Below are 11,493 nucleotides of genomic sequence, written 5' to 3'. Positions count from 1 at the left end.
GCTCCTTGTAATTGACTTTTTTACCGTACATCAGGATGCCCGTACGGTATATCTTACCAGCAAGCCAGGTAGTACCCAGAAAACCCAGTACCAGCAACAGCATGGAGAGATACAATTCAGGAAGTGGCACTCCGAAGGGGATGCGGACCATCATCACTACCGGACTGGTAAAAGGGATGATGGAGAACCAGAAGGCCACAGGACCGTCGGGATAACGCATCACAAACTGAGCGATAATCAATGACAGGATTAGAGGCAGACTCACCGGCAACATGAACTGCTGCGTATCGACCTCGGTATCGGAGGCTGAACCTATGGCAGCAAACAAAGCGGCATATAAAAGATAGCCGAACAGGAAGTAAAAAATAAAAGATAGCACCATGGTGCCAAAATCAATCGAATCAATTATCTCCAGGATCTTGGTTACATCTTCTTTTTCCTCTGTCACCGGGATTTCCTGCTGTGCTATGAACTGATCCTGCCCCGGTACCAACTGCGTGAAATTCTCCCGGGGTAAATCACCGGCATAGGTTACCTGAAATACCGATACTATGGTAAAAGTAAGAATCACCCACAGCAGGAACTGCGTCAGCCCTACCAATGCGATGCCGATGATCTTGCCCATCATCAGCTGGAATGGCCTTACACTGGAAACGATGATCTCAACGATGCGGTTGCTCTTTTCCTCAATGACACCACGCATCACCTGGGCTCCGAAGATAAAAATGAACATATAGATCATAAGCCCGGCAAAGATCCCAAGTACCATGCTAACCTCGGTAAAGGTCTTTTCCTCAGCTCCCTCCTCGTCAATAAGCATGCTAACCAGGGTTATATTTGCCTTCGCCGACAATATAACATCACGGTCTATCCCGGAGGCCGCCAGTTTCAATGCTTCGACCTCCTTCTTCATCACGTTGCGTATGTACGTCTGAATGCTCACCGGTAACTGACGGCTGCCGTATACGACAGCGGATGTCGGAAGATTTAGTTCGGTGCGGGGAATGTATAGCAAAGCATCATCATCACTTCCGATGAGATTGTTTTTCGCAGTTTCAAGGTCTGTGACAACATACTGGAAACGCATATTATCCTCATCCTGGAACTTACCGTAAAAAACCCCGCTTTCATCCAGTACCAGTACGGTTTTTACCTGCTGGTCGGAAACCTGGGAGATGATGATGGGCAGAATGATCACGGATGCCATAAGTATTGGCCCCAGAAAGGTCATGATGATGAACGACCTCTTCCTGACACGGGTAAGAAACTCCCTGCGGATGACCAATAATATCTTATTCATGGATTTCCTGCTCCTTTACCTTTTTGATAAAAATGTCGTTCATCGTAGGAAGGATTTCCTGCAATGAATGTATGCTTACTTGTCCGATCAGCAGGTTTAACAGGTCATTTGCACTGCGGTCACGCCCAATCTTTATCCTGGCCGTCCGCAATCCCTCTTCAAATCCTTCGCTGATAACGCTGAAATCGCTGTTTAGCAATGCAGGAAGCTCTCCGTCAAAGTTATTGAATGATATTTCAAAAACATTAGCTCTATTAGCATTGCGAATCTCTTTCACACTGCCGTCGAGAACCTTTCTGGAGCGGTTGATGAGAGCGATATGGTCGCAAAGTTCTTCAACAGATGCCATATTATGGGTTGAAAATAAGATGGTTGCGCCATTATCGCGCAAACGGAGTATCTCGTCTTTAAGAAGGTTTACATTGATGGGGTCAAATCCGCTGAAAGGCTCATCAAAGATCAATAGAGAGGGCTCATGCACGACCGTTACGATGAACTGCACCTTTTGCTGCATGCCCTTGGAGAGCTCTTCCACCTTACGGTTCCACCAGTTGAGGATGTCAAATTTGCCAAACCAGTTCTTTAGCCTTGTTTGAGCATCATGATGAGAAAGGCCCTTCAAGCGGGCAAGATACATGGCCTGCTCGCCAACCTTCATCTTCCGGTACAAGCCACGCTCTTCCGGAAGGTAACCGATGCGCCCCACATGCTCAGCTCTGAGCTTTTCGCCTGCAAAAAACAACTCACCCGAATCCGGTGCCATGATCATATTGATGATCCTGATGAGACTTGTCTTTCCTGCACCGTTTGGACCGAGTAATCCGAAAATACTCCTTTCAGGCACCTCAATGCTCACCTCATCAAGGGCTTTGTGTCCGGCATATTGTTTGGTTATGTTTCTCGCTGTTAACAGTTGCATCAGGAAAGGTTCTTGGTTTTATTGAAAATATTCCCGCATACGCTCAAAGAATCCTTTGTCCGCTCCGGTAGGCTTGGGTTGGAAATTTTCCGATTCCGACAGTTTTTCCAGGATGGTCTTTTCTTCCTTACTAAGGTTTTGTGGCGTCCAGACATTGACATTAACCAGTATGTCGCCCCTGGGTGAGCCGTTCACATCGGGAAGCCCTTTTCCTTTTAACCTCAGAACCTTGCCTGCCTGCGTTCCCGGAGCGATCTTGATCCTTGCCTTGCCTTCCAGTGTGGGTACATCAACATTGGCTCCAAGAGCAGCATTGGTAAAGGAAATGTATTTGTCGTAAATAAGATTCCGACCGTCACGGATCAACTCCGGATGCGGTATTTCTTCGATCAGGATGATAAGGTCTCCCGGCACTCCTCCCCTGGCAGCCGCGTTGCCTTTTCCCGACATCGACAACTGCATGCCGTCGCTAACTCCACCAGGTATGCGGACAGAAATAATCTCCTCTCCACTGACTATCCCATCGCCGTGGCAGCTATGACATTTTTCGATAATGATCTGGCCTTCGCCTCCGCAGGATGGACAGGTGGTGGTTGTACGCATCTGCCCAAGAAAAGTGTTGGTTACCTGAGTAACCTGTCCCGTTCCCCGGCATGTCTGACAGGTATGAAACGATCCTCCCTTGTGAGCTCCTGTACCGTTACAGGCTTCACAGGAGACATACTTATTGACCTTGATCTTTTTCTCTATCCCGGTGGCAATCTCATGCATCTCCAGTTTCACTTTGATGCGCAGATTGGTGCCACGGTTCACCCTCCTGCTCCGTGTCCTGCCTCCACCGCCAAAACCACCAAATCCAAAGCTCTCGAAAACATCCCCGAAATGGCTGAAGATGTCATCCATCGACATCCCGCCACCACCACCGAAGCCGTTCATACCCCGTAATCCGTCGTGACCAAACTGGTCGTAACGCTTCCTCTTGTCAGGATTGCTTAATACCTCATACGCCTCGGCCGCCTCCTTGAAATGCGACTCAGCATCGGGATTGTCAGGATTCTTATCAGGATGGAATTTCAGAGCTTTCTGACGGTATGCCTTCTTGATCTCCTGCTCCGTGGCATTGCGCGAAACCTCCAGAATTTCGTAGTAATCTCTCTTTTGCGACATGTTAATGCGATAGTTTTTTAGTTAGCCCGGCCGCCTAATTGCCCACAACAACCCTGGCGTACCGGATCACCTTGCCGTTGAGAAGATACCCCTTCTCAACCTCGTCGATCACTCTTCCTTTTTGCTCAGGCGACGGCGCCGGTATGTTCGTGATGGCTTCGTGATAATCCGTGTCAAAAACCTCCCCAACGGTTCTCATCTGCTCCAGGCCCTTCTGATTCAGTATAGTCAGGAATTTATTGAAAATCAGCAAAACCCCTTCCTTAAGATTGCTATCCTCCGACGAATTCTCCATGCTCCGGATCGCACGCTCAAAATCATCAAGAACAGGGAGTAAGGCAGTAATTACCTCTTCCGAGGCGGTCTTGCTCATCTCAATCTTTTCCTTCAATGTCCTTTTCCGGAAATTGTCAAACTCCGAAAATAAACGAAGGTATTTGTCATTCAGCTCATCAACTTTTTCTTTCAATTCTTTGTTCTCCTTTTCCAGGATGGCCTGTTTCTTCCTGCGCAGTGTTTTTTTGTCAGTCCCTTCCATGCTTTCCTGTTCCGGCTGACCACCTTCATTTATATCCTCAGGCTCTTCCCTTAGGGTTTTGTCAACGTCTTCAATCATCTCTGTTAACATTTAAATTAAATTCACCGCTAAATAACAAATAATTTGCCAATGGAGGGAGGAGGACAAATTGGCAGGAGAAGATATCAGATCGGAGATCGGAGAATGCGATCGACGATTTCACACTCGTTTGATTTCTGCGCCCAGTTTAGCAAGCCGGTTATCGATATGCTGGTAGCCGCGATCGATCTGTTCGATGTTATGGATTACGCTGCGTCCTTCCGCGCTGAGGGCAGCAATGAGGAGGGCAACGCCGGCGCGTATGTCGGGAGATGTCATCTCTATACCTTTGAGGGGATACTGCCGGTTAAGCCCTATCACGGTGGCCCGGTGCGGGTCGCAAAGGATGATCTGGGCTCCCATGTCGATGAGCTTATCGACAAAGAAAAGTCTGCTTTCAAACATCCACTGATGGATCAATACACTGCCTTTTGCCTGGGTGGCAGTTACAAGGACGATACTGATAAGGTCGGGAGTGAACCCCGGCCAGGGCGCATCCCTCACGGTGAGTATCGAACCATCCATGAAGGTTTCTATTTCATAGGATTTCTGTGCAGGAACAATGATATCGTCATCTCGCTTTACAATACTGATCCCCAGCTTCCTGAAAACATCGGGGATCATACCCAGTCTTTCATAATTGACGTTCTTGATGGTTATCTCCGACTGTGTCATGGCAGCCAGTCCGATAAAACTTCCCACCTCTATCATGTCGGCCAGTAAACGGTGCTCCGTGCCGTTAAGCTCCTCAACACCCTCAATGGTAAGCAGGTTGGAACCCACCCCGGATATCCGGGCTCCCATGCGGTTCAACATGGAGCAAAGCTGATAAATATATGGCTCACACGCCGCGTTGAAAATGGTGGTTTTCCCTTTGGCAAGAACAGCCGCCATAACAATATTCGCCGTACCCGTCACGGATGCTTCATCAAGCAGCATGTCACATCCCTTCAGATCGGATGAGTCCACACAATACATCTTTTCCTTGTCATCATAATGAAAGCGGGCTCCCAGGCGCTGGAGACCGGTAAAATGCGTATCCAGCCTGCGCCTTCCAATCTTGTCGCCCCCCGGATGCGGCATGAACGATTTGCCAAAGCGCGCAAGCAAAGGACCGAGTATCATAATCGACCCCCGCAGGCTTTCTCCCTGCGACTTAAATTCCTGGGAACGCATGTAATCGAGATTGACATCTGCCGCACGGAAGGTCCATGTCCCCTCCCCTTCCTGGGATACCTCAACACCCAGATCACGGATGATGCCGATAAGCTTGATCACATCCCTGATGGCAGGAATATTGCTGATGGTCACCTTATCACGGGTGAGCAAAACCGCGCTGATCACCTGAAGTGCCTCGTTCTTGGCCCCCTGGGGTATGATCTCCCCCTGAAGCTTTCTGCCGCCGATGATCTCAAATGAACTCATGAAAAATACTATTGATTCTTATGACGACGCATTCTCATTTTGTTGTTGCTGTTGCCACCGCCGTTATCACGCTTGTTTATAAATTTCTTGCGCTTTTGCCTTGCCAGGATGTCACTCGTCTCATTAAGCTTGAAATCCTCGCCTAACTTTAACTTGCCACCCGACAGCTCTTCAAAGTGTTTATAGATCAACTCGTCGTTTACCGAGTCGCGATTCCAGTTCAGATACGACTTCTTCAGGTGATTGGCAATGGTCTGGATCAGAGCCTCTTTCTCCGGCCCTTCTTCGTAGGTGATCGCCTTGGCAATAATGCGCTCTATGCTCCTTCCGTAATGACGGAAACGCATGGGATCCTTCTTGTATGATACTTTCCTTGGTTTTGATTCCAGGACTTCACGATCGGGGTAAGGAAACGGGGAATCAATATCCAGACGAAACCTGGAAATGATAATGAGCTGGTCCCATAACTTTTGCTTATAGTCGGCTGTCTCTTTTATCTTCGGGTTCATCGAAGCCATAATGTTTACAATGGCACGCGCTACGGCAGTTCTCTTATCACGGTCTTCCACACTGATGGCAAACTCAATCATCTTCTGGACATTCCTGCCATATTCGGGCATCACCAGCTTTTCCCTTGTACTATTATATTCCATGAAATATTTTATAAAAATTTGTAAAACTCAATCGAAAGGACTTAAAATAGGTCAGCTAATTCGTTGTTGCAGTTGAGACTGCAAATATAAATAAATAATTTCATTTAATTATCTTCAGCCTGGCAAATTTGAGTAATAATTGCTTTTGTCCGACTGCAGGAAAGAAGACCGTTGCTTTCCTGTTTCCTCCATAACCTTCTACAACCAGGACTTTCCCTTTGCCAAACCGCTGGTGCTCCACCTCCATTCCGGGCAGGATCTCCTCTTCATTGGCATCGTAGCCTTCATCGGAACCGGCCAGGTTACTTACCTTTTTCAGATTCTTCCCGGGAGGGGGTGATGGTGTGACAGATGAAGCTGAGGCTCCTGCACCCGGTGCCATAAACCCGGCACGGTGAGGCTGGTCGAGGTAATTTGCCGGTACTTCATCCAGGAAACGGCTGGGATCCGATGGTGTCAGAACTCCCCAGCGATAACGGTTCTCCGCGAACGAAAGGGTAAGGTGCTGCATGGCACGGGTAACGGCTACGTAAAAAAGGCGCCGCTCCTCCTCCAGGTCGGCCCGGGAATGTAACGACTGCATCGAAGGGAACAGGTTTTCTTCCAGCCCGACCACATATACATACGGAAACTCCAGCCCTTTGGCCGCATGGATGGTCATCAGCGATACATGGTTGCGGTCTTCCTTGTCTTTGTCGTCGGCATCGGTGAGTAAGGCCACATCGGCCAGGAAGCCGGCCAGAGTCTTCATGCCTTCCTGAACCTCACCGCTCTCCTGATCGGCAAAAGGTTGTTCGCTGAAATCCTTGATGGCGTTCAGCAACTCTTCAATATTTTCATATCTGGCAACACCCTCAGGGGTTTTGTCCTCGTAAAGGTCTTTCAGGAGACCCGATGAAACGGCGATATGGCGAGCTAAATCATAGGCATTACGGGTATTCAGCATGGCATTGAAACTCCGGATCATGGTCGCAAATTCCTGGAGCTTTGTCGCCGTTCCTGAATTGACATCCAGACCGAAGCGCCTGGGATCGGAGATCACCTCCCACATGCTTACCCCCACAGCCGCTGCCGCAACCACAGCCTTCTCCATGGTTGTCTTCCCTATTCCCCTCGCCGGATAATTGATGACACGCTGCAGGGCCTCCTCATCCTTGCTGTTGATAACCAACCGAAAATATGCCAGCAGATCTTTCACCTCCTTGCGCTTGTAAAACGACAAACCGCCGTAAATACGGTAAACAATGTTTCGCCGGCGCAAGGCCTCCTCAAACGACCTCGACTGGGCATTGGTACGGTACAGGATGGCAAAAGCGCTGTAAGGAAGCTGATGGTTCATCATATGCTCGAAGATGGAGCCGGCAACCATATTCCCTTCTTCGGTGTCGGTCGGTGTGCGGAACAGGCTGATCTTCGCACCTTCGTCGTTTTGCGTCCATATCTCTTTGAAGATCTGTTCCTTATTGTTAGCAATGATGAGGTTGGCCGCTCCTACAATGGTCTTGGTGGAACGGTAGTTTTGTTCCAGTTTAAAGGTTCGGGAATCGGGGTAATCGCGCCGGAAGCTTAAGATATTCTGGATGTTGGCACCGCGGAAACCGTAAATGCTCTGGGCATCGTCGCCTACCACACAGATATTTTCATTGTCGGCAGCCAGCATTCGGATGATCATATACTGCACGTGGTTGGTATCCTGGTACTCATCCACCAGGATGTAACGGAACTTGCGCTGATATTTAAGCAGAGCATCGGGGAAGCGGTCGAGCAACAGGAAGGTGTTGAACAAAAGATCGTCGAAGTCCATGGCGTCGGAACTCTTCAGCCTGCGGTTGTAGAGGCTGTAGATCTCACCCGTGCGCGGCTTGCCCGCCATCTTGTCGATCTGCATCAGCTCGGCATTCTGGTTGTATGCCTCCGGACCGAGAAGGTTAATCTTGGCATTGGAAATCCGTCCCAGGATGTAGCCGGGAACATACATCTTCTTATCAAGGTTGAGTTCCTTGATAATGTTACTAACCAGACGCTTGCTGTCTTCCGTATCGTAAATAGTGAAATTGGAGCCATAACCCATCCTGTGCCCTTCTATACGCAGGATGCGCGCAAAGATAGAATGGAAAGTGCCCATCCACACATTCCGTGCATCGCTGCTGCCCACCAGTTCGATGATCCTTTCCTTCATCTCCCTGGCGGCTTTGTTGGTAAACGTAAGGGCCAGGATGTTAAAAGGATCCACTCCCTGGTTCAGCAGATGAGCAACCTTAAAGGTGAGCACGCGGGTTTTTCCCGATCCGGCCCCCGCGATCACCATCGACGGGCCGTCGGTATGCTCCACGGCTTTGCGCTGAGCCTCATTCAGTTCCTGAAAAATATCTTTCACGAAACGATTGCTTTGGAGCGCAAAAATAAAGGAATTGGGTAAAATGGGGGGGAGAAGTTATGAACAATTGGGGGCAGGGAACAGGGGGCAGGGGGCAGGGGGCAGGGAACAGGGAGCAGGGAGGCTGGGGGCTGGGGACTGGGGGCTGGGGGCTTTCCAGGAATAACTGATGAATTCTCAAAGAGATACTAAAAACTATTGTGCTCTACTGTGCCTATTGTGGTTCAATTTTTCACCACATTAGTCACAATAGTACACAATAGAGGTTTGGTAGGGATTGGGATACTGGGATACTGGGATACTGGATTACTGGATTACTGGGGGCTTTCCAGGAATAACTGATGAATTCTCAAAGAGATACTAAAAACTATTGTGCTCTACTCCCGATTTTCATCGGGACAGGTTGTGCCTATTGTGGTTCAAATACCAGGCAGGAGGGATAGTTTTAAGGGAGAATGGGCTCTGCTATAATTTAACTCTTAAAGTAAAATGGATTAAATGCATTGTTTCTTCATGCTTTAAAACTTCAACTGCAGGTGTGATGCAACTTGAAACATGCAGCTTGTAACTTGATATTAATCATTCCCGATACTCTTTAAAAAAAATTTACATTTTGTAATTTACATTTTGTAAATTGCAAAATGTAAATTAATTCTAAATATCATGAGAAAACCAGAAAATCCGTTTCTGATATCAGGCTACTACAGCCCGGATTACTTTTGCGACCGGAAGGAGGAGACATCACAATTGTTGAGTTACATCCAGAATGGTCAGAATGTTACCTTAACATCTGTCAGACGCATAGGGAAAACAGGCCTGATCAAACATCTTTTTCACCAATTGCCTGCAGGGTGGAGGGGAATATATGTTGATATTCTTGCAACAGAGGATCTTCAACAATTCCTGAACGTCTTGGCCACGGCAGTATTGAACGCGGTTCCGGAAAAGGAAAGCCTTGGTAAAAAATTGTGGACATTTATCAAAGCAATGCGTCCGGTAATAAGTTTTGATCCTTTAACCAACCTCCCACAGGCTACTTTCGAGGTAAGAAAATCAGGAACCGAGTCACATATTGGATCAATCATGCAATTCCTGGAAAAGCAGGACCACAAAATAGTGATTGGTATAGACGAGTTTCAACAGATATCCAACTATCCTGAAAAAAATGTTGATGCATGGTTACGTTCCATTATTCAACACTTGAATAATGTCCGGTTCATCTTTTCCGGCAGCCAGCAACACCTTATGAATGAATTGTTCAACCTGCCCTCAAAACCATTCTACCGAAGTACAGCTATGTTGGGTATCGAAAAAATCGATAAAACAGAGTATAAAAATTTTGTTTCCCGATGGTTTAATCAATCAGGTAAGTCGATTTCCGATGAAATAATTGACGACATATTAGACTGGTCCTGCCTGCACACGTATTATGTTCAGCTAGTATTTAACAGGGTGTTCGCAACCGGTCAGAAAATCATTACAAGCAATTTATGGAAGGAAGAAGCATATAAACTCTTAAAGGAGCAGGAAAACGTGTTTTTCAATTACAGAAGCATGCTCACATTTCATCAATGGCGTTTGTTAAAAGCAGTGGCCCATGAAGGGATTATAATCTCCCCTACTTCAAAGGAATTCATAAGTAAATACAAGCTGGGCAGTCCGTCAACCGTATTACGCTCTCTGAAATCCTTAATAAACAGCGAACTATTATACTCATCATTCACAGAAAACGGAGGAGTATCTTACAGTATTTATGACATTCTGTTTCATCGATGGACAGAATCATTGCCATAAAATGGGGGACTGGGAGCTGGGGGCTGGGGACTGGGGGCTTTCCAGGAATAACATATGAATCTTCAAAGAGATCCTTAATACTAATGTGAACTAATTGACTATTGTGGTGAGAAACTAAACCAGGGAGTCAGTATCACCGTAATGCGGTAAGGTTGGCCGGAATAAACATGCCAGAAACAGATAGATCGCTTTATTATCAGAGTGAGTGCTTATATATCAATATTTTCGATAAGTGATTTAAGATAGGGAACATCGTCAGTAACTGTTTTCCATACAACATCAACATCAACCCCAAAATAATCATGTATCAGTTTATCTCTCATTCCAGACATCTCTTTCCATGGAATTTCCTGATATTGAAATTTTAAATTATTTGAAATCTTTTTTGTGGCTTCTCCAATAATTTCAATGTTCCGAATAACAGCGTCCTGAATAAGAACATTATCGCTGAAGTCTTGTTGGGACAAGTTCTTTGTTTAGTCCTGAATTTTGTCGATACAAAACAATATGTGCTCGATGAATAACAGATCATCTTTCATGCCTGAAAGATTATTTGAATATCATCTGAAATATTTTTTTTAATGCACTTGTTTTTAATTGCTCCTTCAGTAATCAGATCAACTTTTCGTCCAAGCCTGAGGGATAGTTCATTTTCTATTCGAATAAGGCTCAGTAAAGAAACAGGATTTCGGAAAGACACAAGTATGTCAATATCGCTGTTATCGGTCTGCTCGTTTCTTGCAAAAGAACCAAACAAGCCAATAAACAATGGATTATACTGTTTTAAAGAATTCAGAATATTATTTTTCAACTCAACACTTGACATAATACAAAGATACAATAATATTTTTTAAGCAAATAATTATCGTTCCAACGTAATTAAGGCTAATAAGCATATTATTCATCCTTCCCTGACCAGTATAACAATAACATGAATAATATCCGTCAAAGACATTATCGAAAACTGGGTTTGGCTGGGATACTGGGTTGCTGGGTTACTGGGGGGCTCGGATGATGGGTTGCTGGGATACTGGGAGCTGGGATACTGGGATACTGGGATACTGGGAGGCTGGGGCTTTCCAGGAATAACTGATGAATTCTCAAAGAGATACTAAAAACTAATGTGTACTACTGTGACTATTGTGATTCATATTCTTACCACATTAGTCACAATAGAGCACAATAGAGGTTTGGTAAGGGGGCTGGAGGCTTTCCAGGAATAACTGATGAATTCTCAAAGAG

At 46.4% G+C, this 11,493-nt stretch carries 8 protein-coding genes and 2 pseudogenes; 1 reads left to right on the top strand and 9 read right to left on the bottom strand.

The features are described from left to right. The 7 genes and pseudogenes from KKA81_06590 to KKA81_06560 all read right to left on the bottom strand — a co-directional run. Positions 1–1,300: ABC transporter permease (locus KKA81_06590; GenBank protein ID MBU2650582.1), on the bottom strand; the 1,300-nt coding region annotated here is incomplete at its 3' end. After that, entirely contained in the window at positions 1,293–2,219 is a 927-nt protein-coding gene (locus tag KKA81_06585; GenBank protein MBU2650581.1) for an ATP-binding cassette domain-containing protein, read from the bottom strand. The genes KKA81_06590 and KKA81_06585, both read right to left, overlap by 8 nt. 18 nt (positions 2,220–2,237) lie before the next feature. Then, a complete protein-coding gene (dnaJ, locus tag KKA81_06580) occupies positions 2,238–3,386 on the bottom strand; it encodes a molecular chaperone DnaJ (protein ID MBU2650580.1) in 1,149 nt (382 codons plus the stop codon). Positions 3,387–3,420: 34 nt separating this feature from the next. Beyond that, positions 3,421–4,002 carry a nucleotide exchange factor GrpE gene (locus tag KKA81_06575; GenBank protein MBU2650579.1) on the bottom strand — a complete coding sequence of 194 codons (582 nt, stop codon included), beginning with the start codon at positions 4,000–4,002 and terminating at the stop codon, positions 3,421–3,423. Between the two features lie 120 nt (positions 4,003–4,122). Then, positions 4,123–5,427 (bottom strand): UDP-N-acetylglucosamine 1-carboxyvinyltransferase, encoded by a 1,305-nt coding sequence (murA, locus tag KKA81_06570; protein ID MBU2650578.1) that lies wholly within the window; start codon positions 5,425–5,427, stop codon positions 4,123–4,125. Between the two features lie 8 nt (positions 5,428–5,435). Next, on the bottom strand, positions 5,436–6,080 hold the full coding sequence (locus tag KKA81_06565) for a DUF4290 domain-containing protein (GenBank protein MBU2650577.1): 645 nt from the start codon (positions 6,078–6,080) through the stop codon (positions 5,436–5,438). A 100-nt stretch (positions 6,081–6,180) separates the two neighbouring features. Continuing rightward, a pseudogene (locus tag KKA81_06560) lies at positions 6,181–8,439 on the bottom strand (UvrD-helicase domain-containing protein). Between the two features lie 681 nt (positions 8,440–9,120). On the opposite strand from KKA81_06560, the gene KKA81_06555 reads away from it, so the two are divergent. Further along, the gene (locus KKA81_06555; protein ID MBU2650576.1) at positions 9,121–10,251 is read left to right on the top strand and encodes an ATP-binding protein; all 1,131 of its coding nucleotides are present in this window, start codon (positions 9,121–9,123) and stop codon (positions 10,249–10,251) included. Positions 10,252–10,460: 209 nt separating this feature from the next. On the opposite strand, the pseudogene KKA81_06550 reads toward KKA81_06555, so the two are convergent. Together KKA81_06550 and KKA81_06545 are read right to left on the bottom strand one after the other, a co-directional pair. Continuing rightward, positions 10,461–10,790 (bottom strand): annotated as a pseudogene (locus tag KKA81_06550) (DUF86 domain-containing protein). Then, on the bottom strand, positions 10,787–11,077 hold the full coding sequence (locus tag KKA81_06545; GenBank protein MBU2650575.1) for a nucleotidyltransferase family protein: 291 nt from the start codon (positions 11,075–11,077) through the stop codon (positions 10,787–10,789). Before KKA81_06545 ends, KKA81_06550 begins: the two are co-directional and overlap by 4 nt. Between the last annotated feature and the right edge of the window lie 416 nt (positions 11,078–11,493).

This window comes from Bacteroidota bacterium, assembly GCA_018831055.1.
GTDB lineage: Bacteria > Bacteroidota > Bacteroidia > Bacteroidales > B18-G4 > M55B132.
Note: the sequence above shows the minus strand (reverse complement) of the source record. Positions and strands in the feature narration are given on the sequence as shown.